At 52.2% G+C, this 20,756-nt stretch carries 22 protein-coding genes and 1 tRNA gene; all 23 read left to right on the top strand.

The annotated features are described in order from the left end of the window. Window positions 1-70: 70 nt before the first annotated feature. The 23 genes from M2120_RS02505 (at window position 71) to M2120_RS02395 (ending at window position 20,742) form a co-directional block, all read left to right on the top strand. Window positions 71-235 carry a hypothetical protein gene (locus tag M2120_RS02505; protein ID WP_280797150.1) on the top strand — a complete coding sequence of 55 codons (165 nt, stop codon included), beginning with the start codon at window positions 71-73 and terminating at the stop codon, window positions 233-235. Then, complete coding sequence (locus tag M2120_RS02500) at window positions 228-1,028, top strand: TlyA family RNA methyltransferase (protein ID WP_280797149.1); 801 nt, start codon at window positions 228-230, stop codon at window positions 1,026-1,028. Before M2120_RS02505 ends, M2120_RS02500 begins: the two co-directional genes overlap by 8 nt. A 2-nt stretch (window positions 1,029-1,030) precedes the next feature. Next, window positions 1,031-1,942 carry an NAD kinase gene (locus tag M2120_RS02495; protein WP_280797148.1) on the top strand — a complete coding sequence of 304 codons (912 nt, stop codon included), beginning with the start codon at window positions 1,031-1,033 and terminating at the stop codon, window positions 1,940-1,942. After that, a complete protein-coding gene (gene recN, locus M2120_RS02490) occupies window positions 1,939-3,627 on the top strand; it encodes a DNA repair protein RecN (RefSeq protein ID WP_280797147.1) in 1,689 nt (562 codons plus the stop codon). The genes M2120_RS02495 and recN overlap by 4 nt, the downstream gene beginning before the upstream one ends. Window positions 3,628-3,641: 14 nt before the next feature. Then, complete coding sequence (locus tag M2120_RS02485; RefSeq protein WP_280797146.1) at window positions 3,642-5,318, top strand: CTP synthase; 1,677 nt, start codon at window positions 3,642-3,644, stop codon at window positions 5,316-5,318. A 1-nt stretch (window position 5,319) separates the two neighbouring features. After that, entirely contained in the window at window positions 5,320-5,985 is a 666-nt protein-coding gene (locus M2120_RS02480; protein WP_280797145.1) for an NUDIX hydrolase, read from the top strand. 20 nt (window positions 5,986-6,005) lie between these two features. Beyond that, window positions 6,006-6,914 (top strand): site-specific tyrosine recombinase XerD, encoded by a 909-nt coding sequence (xerD, locus tag M2120_RS02475; protein ID WP_280797144.1) that lies wholly within the window; start codon window positions 6,006-6,008, stop codon window positions 6,912-6,914. 120 nt (window positions 6,915-7,034) lie between these two features. Further along, window positions 7,035-7,895: a ParA family protein gene (locus tag M2120_RS02470; RefSeq protein ID WP_280797143.1), complete on the top strand. Its 861-nt coding sequence runs from the start codon at window positions 7,035-7,037 to the stop codon at window positions 7,893-7,895. After that, complete coding sequence (locus tag M2120_RS02465) at window positions 7,882-8,721, top strand: segregation and condensation protein A (RefSeq protein WP_432418528.1); 840 nt, start codon at window positions 7,882-7,884, stop codon at window positions 8,719-8,721. The genes M2120_RS02470 and M2120_RS02465 overlap by 14 nt, the downstream gene beginning before the upstream one ends. Next, window positions 8,711-9,340 (top strand): SMC-Scp complex subunit ScpB, encoded by a 630-nt coding sequence (gene scpB, locus M2120_RS02460; protein WP_280797142.1) that lies wholly within the window; start codon window positions 8,711-8,713, stop codon window positions 9,338-9,340. The genes M2120_RS02465 and scpB overlap by 11 nt, the downstream gene beginning before the upstream one ends. Then, window positions 9,324-10,211 carry a pseudouridine synthase gene (locus tag M2120_RS02455; RefSeq protein WP_280797141.1) on the top strand — a complete coding sequence of 296 codons (888 nt, stop codon included), beginning with the start codon at window positions 9,324-9,326 and terminating at the stop codon, window positions 10,209-10,211. Before scpB ends, M2120_RS02455 begins: the two co-directional genes overlap by 17 nt. Further along, complete coding sequence (locus M2120_RS02450; protein WP_280797140.1) at window positions 10,211-11,299, top strand: prephenate dehydrogenase; 1,089 nt, start codon at window positions 10,211-10,213, stop codon at window positions 11,297-11,299. The genes M2120_RS02455 and M2120_RS02450 overlap by 1 nt, the downstream gene beginning before the upstream one ends. Continuing rightward, entirely contained in the window at window positions 11,299-11,967 is a 669-nt protein-coding gene (gene cmk, locus M2120_RS02445; RefSeq protein ID WP_280797139.1) for a (d)CMP kinase, read from the top strand. Before M2120_RS02450 ends, cmk begins: the two co-directional genes overlap by 1 nt. 17 nt (window positions 11,968-11,984) lie before the next feature. Further along, a complete protein-coding gene (gene der, locus M2120_RS02440; protein ID WP_432418527.1) occupies window positions 11,985-13,514 on the top strand; it encodes a ribosome biogenesis GTPase Der in 1,530 nt (509 codons plus the stop codon). A 9-nt stretch (window positions 13,515-13,523) separates the two neighbouring features. Then, window positions 13,524-14,021 (top strand): NUDIX domain-containing protein, encoded by a 498-nt coding sequence (locus M2120_RS02435; RefSeq protein WP_280797137.1) that lies wholly within the window; start codon window positions 13,524-13,526, stop codon window positions 14,019-14,021. A 27-nt stretch (window positions 14,022-14,048) separates the two neighbouring features. Continuing rightward, on the top strand, window positions 14,049-14,666 hold the full coding sequence (locus M2120_RS02430; protein WP_280797136.1) for a TMEM175 family protein: 618 nt from the start codon (window positions 14,049-14,051) through the stop codon (window positions 14,664-14,666). A 57-nt stretch (window positions 14,667-14,723) separates the two neighbouring features. After that, window positions 14,724-14,800, top strand: a tRNA-Pro gene (locus M2120_RS02425). 83 nt (window positions 14,801-14,883) lie between these two features. Next, complete coding sequence (locus tag M2120_RS02420) at window positions 14,884-16,212, top strand: MFS transporter (RefSeq protein WP_280797135.1); 1,329 nt, start codon at window positions 14,884-14,886, stop codon at window positions 16,210-16,212. Between the two features lie 39 nt (window positions 16,213-16,251). Next, window positions 16,252-17,265 (top strand): linear amide C-N hydrolase, encoded by a 1,014-nt coding sequence (locus M2120_RS02415; RefSeq protein WP_280797134.1) that lies wholly within the window; start codon window positions 16,252-16,254, stop codon window positions 17,263-17,265. Between the two features lie 16 nt (window positions 17,266-17,281). After that, on the top strand, window positions 17,282-17,659 hold the full coding sequence (locus tag M2120_RS02410) for a DUF2200 family protein (RefSeq protein ID WP_280797133.1): 378 nt from the start codon (window positions 17,282-17,284) through the stop codon (window positions 17,657-17,659). A gap of 131 nt (window positions 17,660-17,790) precedes the next feature. Beyond that, entirely contained in the window at window positions 17,791-19,521 is a 1,731-nt protein-coding gene (locus tag M2120_RS02405; protein ID WP_280797132.1) for an amidohydrolase, read from the top strand. Between the two features lie 226 nt (window positions 19,522-19,747). Then, complete coding sequence (locus M2120_RS02400; RefSeq protein WP_280797131.1) at window positions 19,748-20,323, top strand: beta-class carbonic anhydrase; 576 nt, start codon at window positions 19,748-19,750, stop codon at window positions 20,321-20,323. 131 nt (window positions 20,324-20,454) lie between these two features. Further along, the gene (locus tag M2120_RS02395) at window positions 20,455-20,742 is read left to right on the top strand and encodes a hypothetical protein (RefSeq protein WP_280797130.1); all 288 of its coding nucleotides are present in this window, start codon (window positions 20,455-20,457) and stop codon (window positions 20,740-20,742) included. The last annotated feature ends 14 nt before the right edge of the window (window positions 20,743-20,756 follow it).

Below are 20,756 nucleotides of genomic sequence, written 5' to 3'. Positions count from 1 at the left end.
TAAGTTAAACCTTGCGGGATCGTCTCTCCTGCAAGGTTTTCTTATATCAACCGTGAGGTAATCTTGAACTATGAGCACCCCTGAAACCACGCAGAACCCCGCAGATGGCGAACTCGTCTCTGCTTTGTCTGTCGTTGAAGGGCAGCCGCTAGAGACGCGTGCCGAAGGGTATGCGAAGCTCTATGACGAATTGCGTGCTCAGCTCGAAGGCGGCGACATTCCTGCCCGTGACTAGTCAACGTCTAGACGCTGCGCTTGCTGAACGAGGACTTGCGCGTTCCCGCAGTCACGCTGCGACCCTCATCGCTGAAGGTTTTGTTCGCATCGACGGCAAAGTCATCAATAAGCCCTCAACAAAAGTAGAAGCGTCTGATGAACTCAGTGTGGATGGCGCAGATCACTACGTTTCTCGTGCTGCGCACAAACTTCTCGCAGGTCTCAACGGGTTCAACATCGACGTCAAGGGACGCGCTGCATTTGATGTGGGGGCGAGCACCGGGGGATTCACTCAGGTTCTTCTAGAACGCGGTGCAGAGCCCGTCGTTGCACTCGATGTGGGTCATGGCCAGCTCTCTCCACGCATTCGTTCAGATGAGCGTGTGCTGGTTGTGGAAGGAGTCAACGCGAAGAACCTTGATCAGAGTCAGCTTTCGGGACTCGTCAAGCAAGACTTTGTCGCAGATGTTGTGGTTGCGGATCTTTCTTTCATCTCCTTAACCCATGTCATGGCAGCACTCAAAGCATGTGCCACGCCCACTGCGGACTACGTCCTTTTGGTGAAGCCTCAGTTCGAGGTTGGCCGTACTGGCGTTAAAGAAGGCATCGTGACTAACCCTGCGCTTCGTGAAGATGCGGTGATGGCAGTGCTCTGGTCTGCCTTTGACAATGGGTTGGGTGTGTGTGGCATCTTGTCCTCCCCAATCTTGGGTGGGGCAGGAAATCACGAGTATGTGCTTTGGCTCCGTGCAGATAGTCAGTCGAATCCGTCAGAATGGACTCAACAAGTTCATCAACTGGCAGGAGCATGACAATGAGCGCACAACAACGCTTCATTCTTGTCGTCTCTCATGCAGCCCAGCAAGACACCCTTGAAGCGGCAGTGCAGGTGTGTCAGGAGATTCAGGCTCAGGGAGCCATACCTGTTTTGCGTGAGCTTGAAGTCAATCCGGTTAAGGAACTTGCTCCAGAGCTGACAACACTTGCCACGCTCGACAGTGATGTTCCTGTTTCACAGATTGAGTGCGCCATCGTTGTCGGTGGTGATGGAACCATTCTTCGTGCAGCCGAACTATTGCGTGATGCAAACGTGCCCATGTTGGGTGTCAATACAGGCCATGTGGGTTTCTTAGCTGAAACAGAGCGAGACACAATTCCTGAAACGGTCGCTCGTGTGTTGGCCAAGGACTACCAAGTTGAACAGCGTTCCACGCTTTCTGTTCGGGTCAAGGTCGCGAACGAAGTTGTATTCGAAACGTGGGCTCTCAATGAAGCCACGGTTGAGAAAGCAAGCCGTGAACGCATGCTGGAAGTAGTGATTGAGGTTGACCGCCGACCATTGTCTAGCTTTGGCTGCGATGGTGTCGTGATGAGCACCCCAACAGGTTCTACGGCCTATAACTTCTCTGCTGGTGGTCCTGTTGTTTGGCCCACGGTTGACGCCATGGTTTTGGTTCCACTGTCTGCACATGCGTTGTTTGCTCGTCCACTGGTTGTCGGACCTGATTCTGTTTTTGCCGTTGAAATCATGGAGCGCCGCAGCGGTCATGGTGTCTTATGGTGTGATGGTCGCCGGACCCGCAATTTGCCTCCAGGAGCTCGCGTTATCGTGAAGAAGTCGCCCACACCGGTGCTTCTTGCGCGTCTGCATGCTGAAGCTTTTACTGATCGCTTGGTTGAAAAGTTTGACCTTCCTGTCACCGGCTGGCGAGGACCTGGCAAGTGATTGAAGAAATTCGCATCCGAGACCTCGGAGTAATTTCTGAAGCGCTCTTACCGTTAGGTCCTGGGTTTACCGCCATAACTGGTGAAACAGGTGCGGGTAAAACCATGGTCGTTACTGCACTAGGTCTGCTTCGTGGCGAACGAGCAGATTCCACCGCAGTGAGAAGCGGAAGTGACACCGCTTGGGTTGAAGGTCGGTGGATTCTCGCCAACCCCGAAGAAGTGACAGAAACCGTCACAGAGGCAGGCGGACTCATCGAGGGCGATGAACTCCTTCTGGGTCGTTCCGTCTCTGTTGAAGGACGATCTCGTGCTGTTGTGGGAGGTCGCAGTACTCCGGTTGCAGTGTTGGGTGAACTTGGTGAACTGCTCGTTGCAGTGCATGGTCAATCTGATCAGGTACGACTTCGTTCTGCCTCTGCTCAGCGTGAAGCGTTGGACCGCTTTGCTGGAGCTCACTTTGCTGAAGTACTGGAAGAGTATGCGCACGCTTTCCGCCGATGGAAGAACAACGCTGCAGAACTTCACGAGATCACTGCACAACGTGATGCGCGCATGCGTGAAGCTGAAGAGCTACGTCAGTCAATTTCTGAAATAGAAGCAGCAGCACCCCAGCCCGGTGAAGACGAACAACTCACCGCTCTTGCAGAACGTCTCACTCACACCGAAGACCTCCGAGTTGCCACAGCCCTTGCCCGTGAAGCACTTTCTTCCGAAGAAGGCGACGGAGCAGATGCACTTGCTCGAGTTGATGCTGCCAAGCGTCAGCTTGAAAAGATGGCTGACGTTGATCCCGTCTTGGCGGGCATCGCAGAAACATTGACTCAACTGTCTTTCCAGCTCCATGACGTTACAGGTCAACTCTCCAGTCACCTTGCGAACCTCGAGGGTGAAGGCGAACGTGATCTGGATGTTATCCAGAATCGTCGAGCAGAACTCAACTCACTTATTCGCAAATATGGCCCCACCCTCGATGATGTGATTTCTCTTCTGGAAACTGGAAGTCAACGCTTGCTTGAACTTGATGGCGACTCGGACCGTATTACTGAATTAGCTGAAGAAGTTGCAGCTGACCACGCACTTGTTGTCCGCGGCGCTGATGCACTGCATGATCTTCGTGAAGCTGCGGCGGTGAAGCTCTCTGCTGCTGTCTCTGAAGAGCTCACAGCACTTGCGATGCCTGACGCTCAATTGTTTGTTCGCGTAACTAAGAATGACGAATTAGCTCTTCACGGTTGCGACAGTGTTGAACTTCTGCTTCGCCCACATCCAGGTTCTGAACCTCGACCTATTTCCAAGAGTGCTTCAGGTGGCGAGCTCTCCCGCATCATGTTGGCTTTGGAAGTTGTTATCGCCGGCCAAGATTCGGTTCCAACCTATGTATTCGATGAAGTCGACTCAGGTGTTGGTGGTGCGTCGGCGATTGAAATCGGACGACGCCTTGCCCGCTTGGCAGAAAAATCTCAAGTAATTGTGGTGACCCACTTGGCTCAAGTAGCCGCATTCGCCACTAACCACTTGCGCGTTGTGAAAGATACCTCTGGTGAAGTAACCGTCAGTAGCGTTCAGAAACTGCACGGAGAAGAACGCGAGGCTGAAATGGCGAGACTGCTCTCGGGATTGCCAGATTCTGAAAATGCTTTGGCTCACGCCCGCGAGTTGATTGAGCTGGCCTCCTCCCGCTGATAAGCTCGAATTCCGTGGTGAATACTTCGGGAAATAACGTTACTAAGCACATTTTTGTCACCGGGGGCGTTGTTTCTTCCCTCGGAAAAGGCCTGACGGCGGCAAGCCTCGGCAATCTTCTCACCGCACGCGGACTGCGTGTTGTGATGCAGAAACTTGACCCCTACCTCAACGTTGACCCCGGAACAATGAACCCGTTCCAGCACGGTGAAGTATTCGTTACAGACGATGGCGCTGAGACGGACCTCGATATTGGTCACTACGAACGCTTCCTTGACATCAACTTGTCTCAGGCAGCAAACGTCACCACCGGACAGATTTACTCTCAGGTGATCGCCAAAGAACGCCGCGGTGAATATCTCGGTGACACCGTTCAGGTCATTCCTCACATCACCGATGAAATCAAGCGCCGCATGCGTCTCCAGGCGGAAGACATCCCACAGCCAGATGTCATCATCACCGAAATTGGTGGAACCGTCGGTGACATCGAATCACAGCCTTTCATTGAATCGGCACGCCAGGTTCGACACGAACTTGGTCGCAAGAACGTGTTCTTTGTGCACGTATCTTTGGTTCCGTTCATGGGCGCCTCTGGAGAGCAGAAGACGAAGCCAACCCAGCACTCTGTCGCTGCACTTCGATCAATCGGTATTCAGCCAGATGCACTCGTGTTGCGCTCTGATCGACCCGTCACCGAGAGCAACAAGCGCAAGATTGCTCTGATGTGTGACGTGGATGAAGATGCAGTTGTGAACGCCATTGACGTTCCCAGCATTTATGACATCCCCACCATGCTCAACAGTCAGGGTCTCGATGCTTACATCGTGGATCAGCTTGGACTTGACTGTGGTGAAGTTGATTGGTCTCACTGGACACCACTTCTTGAAGCTGTGCATGACCCTGCACACGAGGTCACCATTGGTCTGGTTGGAAAGTACATCGACCTTCCAGATGCGTATCTCTCAGTGTCTGAAGCACTGCGTGCCGGTGGTTTTGCCCACCGCACCAAGGTTCACCTCCGTTGGATCCCCTCTGATGATTGCGAAACCCCTGAAGGTGCAGCGGAAAACCTCTCGGACCTCGACGGAATCTGTGTTCCCGGTGGTTTCGGAATTCGCGGGATTGAGGGCAAGCTTGGTGCTTTGAAATTTGCACGTGAGAATGTCATTCCCACCTTGGGTCTGTGCCTTGGCTTGCAATGCATGGTGATTGAATACGCTCGCAACCTTGCTGGTTTGCCTGGCGCTTCTTCGTCCGAGTTTGACCCAGAAACCAAGACCCCCGTCATTGCCACCATGGCAGAACAGGTCGACATCATCAACGATGGTGACATGGGTGGAACGATGCGCCTTGGTTTGTATAAGGCTGCTCTCACTCCAGGTTCATTGGCAGCAGCGGTATATGGTTCCGAACTCATTGAAGAACGTCACCGTCACCGCTATGAAGTAAACAACACCTATCGCCAGCAGATTGCAGACGCTGGTCTGTCCTTCTCGGGTACTTCACCTGACGGTCAGTTGGTGGAGTTTGTGGAACTTCCTCGTGAGGTTCACCCGTATTACATCGCCACCCAGGCACACCCAGAACTTCGTTCACGCCCCAACAATGCACACCCACTGTTCGCAGGCTTGGTTGAAGCATCTTTGGAGCGTCAAAAGGCAACTCGCCTGTTCGATATCGAAAAGGCCTAACGTGGTTGCCACCAATGAGGAAGGTCTTATCGACCTGCCTGCTGAGGTGACCATCACCGAACGCGAGACTGTTTTTACCGGTCGTGTGTGGAATATCGAGCACGAGCGATTTGAATACAACGGGCATGTGATTGCGCGCGATTATGTTGATCACACAGGTGCAGTTGCGGTGCTTGCATTGGATGAGAACGATCGATTCATCGCTATCCAGCAGTATCGTCACCCCATTCGTACACGTGAATGGGAGATTCCTGCAGGGTTGCTCGATATTGCCGGAGAGAGTGCCTTGCTGGCAGCACAGCGTGAACTCGCTGAAGAGGTGGATCTCGAGGCAGATTCATGGTCTGTGCTCACCGACTACTACACCTCGCCCGGTGGATCTAATGAGATTGTTCGTATCTTCCTCGCTCGTGACCTCCACAACACTCCTGTTCCCTTTCAACGAAGTGAAGAAGAAGCGGACATGGAACTTCGCTGGGTAAGTCTCGATGACGCCCACGATGCAGTGTTGTCGGGAAATGTGAGCAACTCCATCTTCCAAATAGCAGTGCTCAATGCATATGCATCCCGTGCCCGTGGTTGGGATACCTTGCGTCCTGGAGATGCCGCTTGGAGTATGAGAGAGCACCGAGATGCATTGGGATCTGGAGCATCCTGGCAGGCGTGAGTCTGTGAGATGTATGTGTCATGAATCTCCAACGAGCTCGCGATAGTTATCTGCGATACGTCGCCATTGAGCGCGGACTGTCCCAGAACACTGTTGCCGCCTACACCAGAGATATTGATGCCTATTTGGCCTGGTTGGGCGAACATGGCATAACGGAAGCAGCACGCATCTCCCTCCTTAATGTGAGCGCGTATGTTCAGTGGTTAGCAACTCGCACCGAAAGCCCACTGACTTCATCCAGCCAGTCACGCACACTGAGCTCCATCAAGGGTTTCCACAAGTTCATGCTCGAAGAAAACATTGTTTCTGATAATGTCACCGTTGATCTGAATCCGCCCAAACTTCCCAAGCGCTTACCTAAAGCAATCACCGTTGACCAAATGTCTGCATTGATCGCGGCAACCGACGGTGTTGACGAGGTTCGAGTCAGAGACAAGGCCCTTCTCGAACTGCTCTATGCCACCGGTGCACGTATTTCTGAAGCTGTTGGGTTGAACGTGGATGACGTGACCATGAGTGAGGGCATGATTCGCTTGCGAGGCAAAGGAGGCAAGCAACGTATCGTGCCTGTGGGTTCTTATGCTCAGGCTGCGCTCGATGCGTATTTAGTGCGGGTTCGCCCCGTGTTCTCCTCCCGAGGAAAGTCCACACCAGCATTGTTTTTGGGACCTCGCGGTGCTCGGGTGAGTAGACAAATGGCATGGCTCATCATTCGGGAAGCGGGGGAGCGGGCGCAGCTCGATGTTGAACTCTCACCACACACATTTAGACACTCTTTTGCTACACATTTATTGGCAGGTGGTGCTGATGTTCGTGTGGTGCAAGAACTCCTCGGGCATTCCTCAGTTGCAACCACTCAGATCTACACATTGGTGACTGCAGATACACTGCGTGAGACCTATGTGACAGCTCATCCTCGGGCCACGTAATTGACGCACCTGTGTCGCCTTTTTCGACCTATTTTCTAGCTAGAATGAGCATCACGGTAGTTTGGGGCACATGCTCTTAGTTGCCTCTATTTTGCTCAATCTCACAGTGGGGACACTCGAGTGGTTACGTACAAGAACGGCGTGAAAGTCGGCCCAACTGGACGTCCCTTGAAAGACTTCCCCGTACCAGCTCCGTTGCCCTCTCACGGTCCTGCGCGCATCATTTCCATGTCCAACCAAAAGGGCGGTGTGGGAAAGACAACCACGAGTATTAACCTGGCAGCTTCTCTGGCCGAGTACGGTCGTAAAGTGCTCGCAGTAGATTTCGATCCTCAAGGTGCACTCTCTGCAGGTTTGGGAATCCAAACCCATGATGTTCCTACCATCTATGACCTCATGCGCGGTTCGGTTAAGGACACCAAGAGTGCTATTCAGCATTCCAAGGTTCCAAATCTCGACGTCATTCCTGCCAATATCGATCTCTCTGCTGCAGAAGTTCACCTCATCAACGAGGTTGCACGTGAGCAAATTCTTGCTGGTGTTCTTCGCCAGGTGAAGAACGACTATGACGTTATCTTCATCGACTGCCAGCCATCGCTGGGTCTGTTGACGGTGAACTCGCTGACTGCTGCTCACGGTGTGATTATTCCTTTGGCAACTGAGTTCTTTGCTTTGCGTGGTGTTGCACTGTTGATCGAGACCATTGACAAGGTTAAGGAACGCCTCAACCCTGCCATTGAACTCGATGCCATTGTTCCCACAATGTATGACCCCCGAACTTTGCACTCACAAGAAGTGATGGAACGTGTAGTTGAAACCTTCGGTGACAAGGTCACCGATACCGTCATTGGTCGCACAGTGAAGTTCCCAGATGCTTCAGTAGCTGGAGTCCCCATCACGGAGTTTGCGCCAGAGCATGCCTCTGCCAAGGCATATCGCCAACTTGCTCGCGAACTGATCGAACGCGGTGTCGTCGCTTAGCGAGCCCACCACTGACGCTGTCAACGTTTCTGAAGAAGTCGTTGACGGCGGTTTTCGTGTTGCTGTGGGGGAATTTGAAGGCCCCTTTGATCTTCTGCTCAACCTGATTTCTAAGCATGAACTCGACATCACCGAGATTTCTTTGAGCGTCGTGACAGATGAGTTCATTCAGTACTTGCGCACGCTGGATCTTGAAAAAGAACTAGATGCCGCAACTGAGTTTCTCGTCATTGCTGCAACACTTCTTGATCTCAAGGTTGCAGGCTTATTGCCTCAGGGTGAAGTTGTTGACGCTGAAGATGCTGCATTGTTCGAGGCGCGTGATCTGCTCTTTGCACGACTGCTTCAATACCGGGCTTTCAAAGATGTTGCCAAGTGGTTCAGTGAAAACATGGATGCTGAATCCACTCGTCACGTCAGAACTGTTCGTTTGGAAGATCGTTTCCGTAAACAAGTTCCTGAACTGATCTGGAACACCAGTGTTGAGGACTTCGCGGCGTTGGCCATGCTGGCCATGGCGCCGCGTGAGATTCCCGTGGTGGGACTGGATCACTTGCATGCTCCTTTGGTGAGTATCCGTGAACAGGCGGCAACTGTGGTGACAAAACTTCGCCAGGGTAAACCGATGACGTTCCGAGAGCTCGTAGCTGATGCGGCTGTTGCTGGTGTCATCGTGGCAAGATTCCTGGCGGTGTTGGAGCTCTACCGTCACGCTGCAATTTCCTTTGCCCAGGATGAGCCGCTGGGTGATCTCACTATCGAATGGACCGCAACCAACTGGTCCGATGAAAACCTTGCCAACTTGGGGGCAGATTATGACCGCTAATGAAGAAACAACAGAACTGACTGTCGAAGACATCGTTGACGAGGCGACTGCACAACACGTTCCTGTCGTCGATGTAGAGCGCGCGATCGAGGCAATCTTGATGATTGCAGATGAACCTCAGTCCCTGGTGTCCATCGCAACAGCGATGAGTGTTCCGGTGAAGGCAGTGAAGCAGGCCATAGAAAACCTCGTTAATGATTACAACGGTGCCAACGGGGGAGTCGAGCGAGGTTTCGAACTGCGTGAAGTTGGCGGCGGTTGGCGTTTGTATGTGCGAGAAAGCTACGACCACGTTGTTGCTGACTTTGTTCTGACTCAAAACCCCACCAAGCTTTCCCAAGCTGCGTTGGAAACTTTGGCTGTTATTGCCTACAAGCAGCCCATTAGTCGCGGACAAATTGCACAGATTCGTGCAGTGAACGTGGACTCCGTCGTTCGCACACTTCTCAGCCGTGGTCTCATTACCGAAGTCTCCAGTGATGCTGAGACCGGAGCCATTCTTTATGGCACCAGCGACTTGTTGCTTCAGCAGCTGGGAATTAACTCGCTAGATGAGCTCCCACTTATTTCACCATTACTGCCTGACGGTCAAGAAGGCTTTGATGTCGACGCTTCGTAGTGGGGATCCACTTCCCGACGGAGTGAAAAACTCAGACCGTCCACCCATTGCGGACTGGGATGTTTCTGCAGCTCCTGAAGGTATCCGTATCCAAAAAGTCATGGCTGCTGCGGGTGTTGCTTCTCGCCGAGTTGCCGAGAACATGATTGCTGAAGGCCGTGTTGCCGTGAACGGGAAGCTCGTTACCGAGCCCGGTCTTCGAGTTGACCCTGAAGTTGATGAGGTCACTGTTGACGGAATCCCTGTGCAGGTTGATACATCCAAGCGGTACTTGATTCTGAATAAGCCTGTGGGCGTAGTGAGTTCAATGGCTGACGACCGAGGCCGTCCAGATTTGTCTGACTTCACCCGCGACTATGAGGAACGTCTCTTTTATGTGGGACGTCTGGACCAAGACACCAGTGGGTTGCTGATTCTCACGAACGATGGAGATCTGGCACATGTGCTTGCTCATCCCTCTTTCGGTGTGCAGAAGACATACATCGCCAAAGTGCGTGGCAAGGTCACTCCACAAACACTCTCAAAGCTCACTAAAGGTTTTGACCTCAGCGACGGTTTCATCCAAGCGGATAAAGCCAGACTCCTGTCGACTTCCAACAGTGGAGAGTCTTCACTGGTGGAAATTACCCTGCACTCTGGGCGCAACCGCATTGTCAGACGCATGCTTAAAGAAGTTGGTCATCCAGTGCTAGAACTCGTCCGCCGCGCTTTTGGCCCATTGAACTTAGGAACACTTCCTGTTGGGCACATGCGCGACCTGACTAAGGCAGAGCTTGGTGCTGTGTTGGCTCTCTCTCGCTCAAATACCGCAGAGCTGCCCGAATACACTGAGATAGATAACGACGATTTGAGCGAAGGAGATGACAGCTGATGTCAGATACCAACGCCGTGCGCCTGGATGCGCATGTTCGAATTGTCGGGACTGGATTACTTGGCGCAAGCATCGGTCTTGCGTTGCGTTCACAAGGAATTGATGTCTCACTTGCCGACTCCTCGCCAAGTTCAGTGCACCTCGCCTCTGATTTAGGAGCTGGAAGACCAGCACATGCTGATGACCAGCCCAAGATTATTGTGGTCTGTGTCCCGCCAGATGTGACTGCAGATGTGATTGAGGCAGAACTCAAGGCTTACCCAGATGCAGTCGTAACCGACGTTGCCAGCGTGAAGCTTTCCATCCTGCACCAACTTCAAGCTCGTGGTGTTGACATCACCCACTACGTGGGCGGACATCCACTTGCTGGTCGCGAACGTGGCGGCGCAATTTCTGCCCGGGGTGATTTGTTCATTGGACGCCCTTGGGTTGTCTGCCGGGACGAAGAAACACCCGCCTGGGCTTTGGCGTTAGTTGAAGATTTAGTTCTAGATCTCAGCGCTGTTCCCATCGAAATGACTCCAGAAGCACATGATGAGGCTGTGGGTCTTGTTTCACACGTTCCCCAGATTGTGTCGAGTTTGATGGCGAAGCAGTTAGAGAGCGCTTCAGATGAGGCCGTTCGTCTGGCAGGTCAAGGTGTTCGTGATGTGACCCGCATCGCGGCCAGCTCACCCGAACTGTGGATCCAGATTTTGGGAGCAAATAAAGATTCCATTGTTGGTGTGCTGGAAAATCTTCAAAAAGACTTGCAAAACGTCACTGACGCGCTGCGTGATGTGAATGCACCTGGTGCGCGCAAAGTGATTGCTGAAGAAATGGCTGCCGGCAATGCTGGGGTTGCCAGACTTCCAGGTAAACACGGCCAGAACAGACGTTTCGCGCAGATTGTTGTACTCATTGATGACCGTCCCGGTCAACTTGCACAACTATTCACTGAACTTGGTGAACTCAACATCAACTTGGAAGATATGCGTCTCGAGCATGCTGAAGGTGCACAGATGGGTATGGTCGAGTTCTCGGTTATCCCTGAAGTTCGTGACAACCTCGTTGCTGAACTAGAAAAACGAAAGTGGAGAGTGGCCTAATGAGCGCCCCCATAATTGTTGCCGTTGATGGCCCTGCAGGAAGTGGAAAGTCTTCAGTTTCGAAGGCTGCTGCCCGAAAGCTTGATTTTGCCTACCTCGACACTGGTGCTGCATACCGCGCAGTAGCCTGGCACGTGCTCAACACTGGAACAAATCCTGAAGATGAGCAGGCTGTAATTGACTCACTCGAGGAGTTTGGTTACGAGATTGGTACTGACCCAGATAACTACTTTGTGAAAGTCAACGAAACAGACATCACAGACGCCATTCGTGAAGTACGAATCACCGACGTTGTGAGCAAGGTAGCCAAGATACCGGTTGTTCGCCAATATCTCGGAGACCTATTCCGCCACATCATGGCGAGCACTTCCAAGTCTGGAATTATTGCCGAAGGACGCGACATCACAACCGTTGTGGCTCCTGATGCTCCGGCACGAATCCTGCTCACTGCCAGCGAAGAAGCTAGAATGGCAAGGCGGTCTGCGGAACTTCCACAGCAATCGCAAGATCAAACGGCGTCTGCACTGCGTGCCAGGGATGCAGCCGACTCGCGTGTATCTGACTTCATGACTGCCGCCGATGGCGTTGTGACCGTCGATTCGACTGACTTCACATATGAGCAGACGATTGATGCGGTCGTAGAGGTCATACGTTCACGCACGTCGTAAGCCGTGCGAAGGAGAAAATGATGGCTGAGAACATTTCCGGCGACGAAGAATTCTTTGACGACGACAGTGAACTAGATGGACTTTCCGAGCGTCTCGAAGACCTCGACGAAGAACTAGCAATTGCTCGCGCCGCATCACTGCGTGCTGGCCTTGAAGAATATGACCTCGATGATGAAGACTTCGACTTGCTTGATTTGGCAACCGAAGATCCCAATCACATCACCTATTTACCTGCACTTCCTGTTCTGGCTGTTGTGGGACGTCCCAATGTGGGTAAGTCGGCACTTGTTAACCGCATCATTGGTCGCCGTGAAGCAGTAGTTGAAGACACACCAGGTGTGACACGTGACCGTGTGAACTACAAGGCTGAATGGATGGATCGCCAATTTACTCTGGTGGACACCGGCGGTTGGGAACCAGATGCCAAGGGCATCAACGCTTCAGTCGCAGCACAAGCTGAGGTTGCAATTGACCTGGCAGATGCCGTGCTCTTTGTTGTTGATGGCAACGTGGGGGCTACAGCAACTGACGAGCACGTGGTGAAGTTGCTTCGCAAGACCAAGAAGCCCGTTTACCTCCTTGCCAACAAGGTCGATGACGCCCGTCAAGAGCCCAACATTGCCACTCTCTGGTCTCTGGGTCTTGGTGAGCCTTATCCAGTCTCTGCACTGCACGGTCGTGGAGTTGCAGACCTATTGGATCTCGTTGTTCCTGCACTTCCTGAAGTTTCTGCCGTTGCCAAGCAGGAAGTGGGTGGTCCACGCCGTGTGGCAATCCTCGGACGACCCAACGTGGGTAAGTCCTCCCTACTCAACAAGGCAGCTGGTGAAGAACGTGTTGTCGTCAACGACCTCGCAGGAACCACTCGCGACCCTGTAGATGAGCAGGTCGAAATTGCAGGCAAGGTGTGGCGCTTTGTTGACACCGCAGGCATCCGTCGCCGAGTTCACCTGCAGCAAGGCGCTGACTTCTATGCAACCCTGCGCACCAGTGCAGCGTTGGAGAAGGCAGAAGTTGCCGTAGTGATGATTGACGTTACAGAGCCTATTTCGGAACAAGATGTGCGCATTATTGACCTTGTTCTCGAATCTGGCCGTGCACTTGTACTTGCCTTCAATAAGTGGGACATGCTCGATGACGACCGTCGTCGTTACTTGGAGCGCGAAATCGAACAAGACCTGGCACACGTCTCTTGGGCACCTCGTGTGAACATCTCTGCGCGTACTGGTCGACACATGGAAAAGCTTGTGCCTGCACTTGAGCGTGCTCTTGACTCATGGGATACCCGTATTCCTACAGGAAAGTTCAACGCCTTCTTGGCAGAACTCACTGCTGCACACCCTCACCCACTGCGCGGCGGAAAGCAGCCTCGCATTCTCTTTGGTACTCAGTCTTCGACGCGTCCACCCACCTTCGTACTCTTCACTACCGGTTTCCTGGATCCTGGCTACCGCCGTTACATCCAGCGACGCTTGCGTGAGATTTACGGTTTCGAAGGTTCGCCCATCAACGTGAACATGCGCGTGCGAGAAAAGCGCAAGCGCTAACCTTCATTCATGGGAAACATCCCGCCACACCTGCCACCCCCGCATCTGCGGGACCCTGGTGATGCATGGGCGGTGGGACCTGATGGACAAAAGTTCTGGGGTGCCTTCGGTGCTGCAGGACTACTTGTCTGGCATAGGACTGCAGGAATACTGCTCCAGCACCGAGCAGAATGGTCGCACCATGGTGGTACCTGGGGGATCCCGGGTGGTGCTATTCGTCAAGGTGAAGACGCAATTACAGGTGCACTGCGTGAAGCAAACGAAGAAGCCGGTGTCCCACAAGAGCTAGTCACGGTTCTCTTCACCGAAGTTCTCGACCTCGATTTCTGGAGTTACACCACGGTTGTCGTTGAATCATCAGAAGCCTTTGAACCCGTAATGGGTGATAGTGAAAGCGAAGCCTTGGCTTGGATCGCTTTGAGTGAGGTTGAATCTTTTGATTTACATCCAGGTTTTGGTAAGTCTTGGCCTGAACTCAAGCTCAAACTAGAAGAATTGGCACGCTGATAGATAGCTCAGCTCTAGAGTTGACTCATGGCAACAAAGCGTGGGTTTGATCGAGTCGTCAATTTCTCTGACGCTGTTGTGGCGATCGCGATCACTATTTTGGTGCTTCCCCTTGTTGATGAAGCCAGCAGTATTGGTCACGGGGATGTCAATCACTTCCTTTCTGGCATTGGGGCGCAGGTTTACGTCTTCGTTTTGAGCTTTGCTGTCATTGCGTACTACTGGTTCCTGCACCACACTTTCTTTGAGCAGTTACAACAGGTGGATAGGCGCGTCATGCTCTTGAACATGTTGTGGTTATTCGGAATAGTGTTCATACCTTTTCCCACGGCACTCATCGTTGATTCAAATGGTCCAGCAGGCTGGGCAACAACCATCTATATAGGCACCATGTTGTATTTGGCGATTATTCAGCTGTTAATGAAGGTTTATGTGCTCAAGCATAAAGATCTACTGATCCCAGATACTGTCTACATTCACGGATACATCGGTTCCCAAGTCATCGTGGTTTTATTGGTCATTGCAATAGTGATTGCCACAGTGTTTCCCAACATTGGACTGTGGGCATTGATGTTGTTATGGACAACGCCACTGTTTGTGAAGCCCGTTAAGAAGCTTCAGGGAAGTTCTTTGCTGGTTCAATAGCCACTAGGAAAACCGGTAAGATTGTCTAGTTGTCTTCGTGAGAAATCGCAGAGACTACGGGCTGTGGCGCAGCTTGGTAGCGCACTTGACTGGGGGTCAAGGGGTCGCAGGTTCAAATCCTGTCAGCCCGACCATTTGGAAAGCGGCGGTCTTATGACCGTCGCTTTACTGTTTATGGCCTCCCTTTCACTGCTCCACACAGCATTAGAATCAACCAGTGACTGAAACTAAGCGCCGCTTCGTAGATCTGACGCCGTTGAAGGTTTCACCCGCATTTGCTCGTCTGTGGATTGGTGCTGGTCTATCCGGTGTTGGTGCTCAGATGACCGTCATGGCCGTCGGTCTGCAGATCTTTGACATCACCCACAACACATTCATGGTGGGACTAGTTGGTGGAATTGCGTTAGTTCCTATGCTGTTTGCTGGTCCCTGGGGTGGAATGCTTGCAGATAGTCAAGACCGCCGAACTGTCATTCTCGGTGCCATCACGATCTCCTTTATTTCGACACTGGGATTGGTTGCTCTTTCGGTCACTGATGCAGGGCTTGAAGCTCAAGGATCAAGCGTGGCGGTCTGGCCTTTCTATGTCTTCACCACCATTAGTGCGATGGCATACATCATTTCGGGTGCTGCGCGTATGGCGGTCTATCCGCGCATCCTCAAACTTGAGGACGTGCCTAAAGCCAATGCGCTCAGTGGAATATCGATGGGAATTCAATACACCGTGGGGCCTGCACTGGCTGGTGTGTTGGTCGCAACCTCTGGCTTCACGGTTACGTTCGTCGTGGACATGGCGTTGATGTGTGCAGGATTCTTTGGCGTATTCACGCTGCCAAAAATCCCACCATTACATGATGCAGTTGCCAAGGGTTGGGACGGTATCAAGCAGGGCTTAGCGTTTTTACGAACTGCCCCCAATATTCGAACGAGCTTCCTCTTCGACATCATTGCAATGAGCTTGGGCCGTCCGTATGCCGTTCTTCCCGCTGTTGCTGCCACTGTCATTGGTGGTGGGCCCACAACGGTAGGTATTTTGACTGCTGCCGCTGCAGTGGGAACATTTTCCACGAGCTTGCTCAGCGGTCCCGTGGCGCGCATTAACCATTTCGGTTTGGCTATCGGCCGCGCCATTACTGTCTATGGTGCTTTCATCTTGCTCTTCGGTGTGGTTGTGCTTGCCGGTGTTCTGGGTGCCTATGGGAGTGTGGGAAATACTTGGTCTGAAGTGAGCTGGGTGGGGCTCAGTATTGCCGCACTGTGTTTTGTGGGCATGGGTGCTTCTGATGAAGTTTCTGCTATTTTCCGTTCAACTATTTTGATGACTGCTGCTCCTGATGAAATGCGCGGACGTCTTCAGGGCGTGTTCTATTCGGTAGTTGCTGGCGGGCCTCGTCTTGGTGATCTCTTCACGGGTTTGATGGCAGTAGCCATAGGTTTATGGGCGCCAGCACTACTGGGCGGACTCGGAATCATTGTTGTCATCACAGTGTTGCTGAGGACCAATGTCCGTTTCAGGAACTACGACAACAGAACACCTGAACTATAGGTTCTGTGTGTATTTCATAAGTATTCGTAGACTTGCGATATGTGCACAAACTTCAAGCTCACTGCTCAAGATAACAGCGTCGTCGTTGCAAGGTCCATGGAATTCCCCGACATGTTGGGGGCAATGGTTACGGCTATTCCTCGAGGTGTGACCTACGCCTCTGCCTCACCCTCAGGTGCGGGGGCAACGTGGACGTCCGTTCATGGAGTTGTGGGCATGGATGTCATTGGGGATACCCAATATCTCACCGACGGCATGAATGAAGCTGGTCTTTACGCGGGTGTTCTGTACATGCCAGGTTTTGCCGATTATGAAGATCCAACTGGGGTTGATGCTGCACAGGTGATCTCCAATATGGATATCTGTAACTACGTACTCACAATGTGTGCAACGGTTGCGGAAGCCTTCGAAGCATTGGGCAAGTTAACCATTTGGGCACAGCCCCAGCCTGCCATTGGGGGAGTGCCACCTATTCACTTGGTGTTGCATGACAAAACCGGCGCGTCAGGGGTTGTTGAGTTTAAGGATGGCAAACAGCTTCACGTGGACAACCCCATTGGTGTCGCGACTAACGCGCCACACCTTGATTGGCACTACAACAACGTGCGAGTTCACCTTCCTTCGTTGCAGGCACTGAATCCTGCACCCGTAAAGATCAATGGTGTTGACTTTGCTCCTGTCTCTCAGGGGCAAGGATTCATGGGAATACCCGGAGATGGAAGCTCACCTTCTAGGTATCTTCGTGCAACAGGTTATGTGTGGACGATGCTTCCTCAGAAGGATGCAGCGAGCCAAGAAATTGCCGCATTCCATGCACTCAACAACTTCGATATCCCTGATGGCGTGATGGCAGGTACTGGCTCTACAGGTTTGCCTCAAAATGACCGCACGACATGGTCTTCTATTTCTTCATTGAGTGCCGGTCGATACATCATCCGAGTGGAATCAAACCCAACCCCCTATGTTGTGGACCTCACTTCCACTGATTTCACTTCGGGAGCACCCAGGCAGATTCCTGTTCCTGCAGGATCATTTGTCACGTTGACTGTTTAGTCTCGAGTGGACGCTCATGAAAACAGATCAGATGACACCGCGTCAGCTTGCAAATATGCAGCGCTTGTTCGCGATGCCCTTTTCAGAGCTCTATCCGCTCTACGTTACGAAGGTTCAGAACAAAGGTCGGTCCGAAACAGAACTTCGAACCGTGCTGTCATGGCAGACTAATCTCACCGGCACACAGCTCGATGCCGCTATTTCTTCAGGTGAGAGCCTTCAAGAGTTCTTTGAACACGTTCACGTCCATCCCAATGTTGTTCTTATTACAGGAACTGTCTGTGGTGTGAAAGTTCAGGAAGTGGAAGATCCGCTGATGCGCAACATTCGTTACATGGACAAATTGGTTGATGAATTGGCACACGGAAAAGCCATAGAAAGAATTCTGCGGTAACTCACTCACGACCTACAGGCTTGTCACTGTTGCGCCTCTGGGGTTTTCGCGACAAACGGCATAGTCTGAAGTCACGGAATTAGACAGATAGTCCATCCTTATGGTGTTTCGTAAATTTAGGAGTATTTTTCATGGCTGTTGACCTGATCATCAAAGCGTCTTCCATTATCACGATGGACCCCCACAATCCTCGAGCTGAAGCTGTCGCTGTTGACAGTGCTGCTGGCACGATTGCCGCAGTGGGAGCGTTTGCCGATATTCAGGCGGCGAATTCTGGTGTTGCTGTGAGGGATCTTGGTGACACCGTCTTGATGCCTGGCCTGATTGATCCTCACAACCACCCAGCACTCAGCGGTCTTTCGACCCAGGAACCAGCCCACTGGATTGCACCATATGTTGGTTTTCCAACTTATGCCGATGTCACTGCTTACTTTCAGAAAATGGAAAAGGAAACCCCAGCAGGTGTTCCACTGATGTTCAACGGCTTGGACCGAATTCTTCACGGTGCTCCTGAGCTCACAAACACCGACCTTGATGTGTTCTTCCCGGACCGCCCTGTCGTGGTCATGGATAACTCGGGTCACGAAGCCTACTTCAACACAGCAAACATCAAGGCTCTCGGGTGGGTTGATGGCAAGCCTCCAGCTGACCCAGTGGGCGCGAGCTTCGGTCGTAATGAGGATGGAACTTCTAATGGTCGTGCCTACGAAGTAGGAGCATTACTGATCGCTGGATCTCATGTCCTTGCCGCATTAGCGCAGCACCCTCTCAAGCCTGTTGCAGAGTGGTACAAGCTCATGGCATCTAATGGAATCACCTCAAGTTCAGAACACACATACCAAGGCAACCAACTCAAGGCTTACGTTGCTATGGCGATGGCACCTGACAGTCCTCTGCGCATTTCGCTGTACCACATGAGTTTTGAGCCTGATTGCGATCAGCCAGTACAGACTCCGGTCCCCGAGAACAAGCTCAGGAAGCAAGGCATCAAGCTCTGGGCTGATGGCTCTCCCTGGGTGGGCACTATTGCCGCCTCCTTCCCCTACCTCGACAATGACACCACTCGCAACGCTGCAATCAAGATTGGTCCCGGTGGTGAGGGTGAAATGAACTACACCCGTGCGCAGCTTGACCAGATTTTGGACAAGCTCGTCCCCAGCGGTTATCAGATGGCCTTCCACTGCAACGGCGATGTGGGCATGGATATTGTTCTTGACGCATATGAGCATGCACTGAGCAAGCACAACCTTCTGGGCACTGATCACCGCTGGCGTATCGAGCACTTGGGTGCATGTCGTGGTGATCAGTTTGAGCGTGCAGCACGATTGGGCGTTGGACTTTCTATGAGTCCCTTCCAGTTCATTTACTGGGGTGACAAGCTCGACGGCGAAATGTTCCCTTCCGAGCTAGGTTCGCAGTGGCAATCTGTTGGTGACGCCTTCCGTTCCGGTGCAGTGGTCTCGTTCCACAACGACGGTGCTGTGAGTCCACCCATTCCTCTGCTGAACTGGCAGGCAATGACTACCCGCCAGACCGCTTCAGGAAAAGTTCATGGCGCCAACCAAGCAATCAGCTTGGATGACGCAATCAAGGCTCACACCGTTAACGCTGCACACATGCTCGGTCGTGATCACGAAATCGGTTCCATTGAAGTGGGCAAGCTTGCTGACTTCGTCGAGCTTTCTTTTGATCCATATCTAGCCGACCTGCACAAGCTCACCGAGCAAGTTAAAGTCAAGGGAACCTGGGTTGGCGGTAAGAAGATTGATCTCGATGCCTTTATGGAACAGGTAGAAGTAATGGATCCCAGCGAACATAAGGAACTTTCTCACCACGTTCACGCAACAAAGAAGTGCTGCTAACGAGGAATTCCTCACCTAAGCGGTTTCATATGACTGCTCAATAAAACGTGCCCCGTGTTCGCACCTGGCACGTTTTTTGTGAACTCCACGTCGTAATAATTGCCGATTTAGCTGTCTTAATTGTTCAAAAAAGTTCATAAAGCGACGTAACAATTCAGATTTCAATACCGTTGCAGAAATCGGAAGAAAACTTCCGAAATTCTTCACAACTCACGAGGTATCGAAAATGTCTGTACTCAAAGAAGTTCTTGCAGCGAACGAGGCGTACGCAGCTGATTTTGGGGCAAAGGGTGAGCTAGATCTTCCCCCAGCTCGAGGTTTTGCCATTTTGACTTGCATGGATGCTCGACTGGATCCAGCTAAGTATGCAGGTCTGAGCGAGGGTGATGCTCACGTCATCCGTAACGCTGGTGGCCGCGCATCTGATGACGCTATCCGTTCACTTGTTATTTCATACAAGCTGTTGGGAACCAAGGAATGGTTTGTCATTCACCACTCCAACTGCGGTATGGAATTCTTCACTGACGAGGTCATTCGTGGCCTATTGGCCAACAGCCTCGAGACTGCTGCATTAGGCTCTGAAGGCTTCTATGACGTCGGAACAGGTCCAGGTTCTGCTGAGGCAAAGTACATTGACTGGCTCACCATTTCGGACCAAGCACAGTCCGTGACCGAGGACGTTGCAAGGATCAAGGCACACCCGCTCGTTCCTGCAGGTATTCCTGTCTATGGCTACATCTATGACGTTGTTACTGGTCGCCTCATTGAGGTCCCTTCGGCTACTGCTGCAGGTAAGGCATAAGTAGCTCTCTTCGAAACACAACACAGACCGCCCCTTGTCGGTGAGGGGCGGTCTTGTCGTTAAATCCCCACATGCTGTGACTTTGCTGTGATGTGCTCTTGAGCGCAGACAATAGGCGTACTCTCGGTGGCATGAATACACATCGAGATGAAAATGGACGTGCTGACGGCGCATTCATGCGCTTCTACGACTGGATGAATGAAAAGCTATATCCCTTCCTTGGTCCAGCAGATTTAGGACCATACCAACCTGCATTGGAACAAACCACGCAAGCGCTATGTCCGCTGTGTAATGAACCCATGTCAGATCACTTCTTCGATCGAAGCACACGGGATGTTGTGTTGTTTTGCCCACGTGATGAGATTGTGCATCTTGAGGACCAACTCCCTCTAGATGAATGGGGACGCACCAAGAAGTAACCCGGAGTAGACCA

This window comes from Aurantimicrobium minutum (assembly GCF_029893825.1).
Classification (GTDB): domain Bacteria; phylum Actinomycetota; class Actinomycetes; order Actinomycetales; family Microbacteriaceae; genus Aurantimicrobium; species Aurantimicrobium minutum_C.
The sequence above is the reverse complement of the archived record's forward strand: the minus strand, read 5'-3'. Positions and strand labels throughout refer to the sequence as shown.